This is a genomic window from Mycobacterium sp. IDUB_19 (genome assembly GCF_055419445.1).
Map to the genome: position 1 here is coordinate 1 of NZ_JBVAXR010000214.1, position 288 is coordinate 288.

Genomic DNA, 288 nt, shown 5'->3' on the forward strand with positions numbered 1-288 from the left:
GTGTTTTTCTACTGTGTTTATACTGATATTTAGATGAAGAGCTGCTTCCTTGTAGGAATATCCATATAGTTTAATCAGTTTAAAAACCTGCCGCCTTTTTGGAGGCAATACCTGCAAAACCTCATTAATTTCAAATGAATTTTCTTTATGCTGAATAGCACTTTCTCCATTATTTTCAAAGCCTATCTGTTTTGAATAAATACTTACATCATCTACCCATACATATTTTGCGTTTTTGCGTAAAGTATCGATAGCAATATTTCTGGAATAAGTAAATAAAAGCGGTAA

1 protein-coding gene is annotated in these 288 nt (G+C 31.6%); it reads right to left on the reverse strand.

Going from position 1 to position 288, the window contains the following annotated elements; genetic code table 11:
* On the reverse strand, positions 1–288 hold a 288-nt coding region (locus ACZY0B_RS28000; RefSeq protein WP_463767460.1), incomplete at both ends, for an RNA polymerase sigma factor.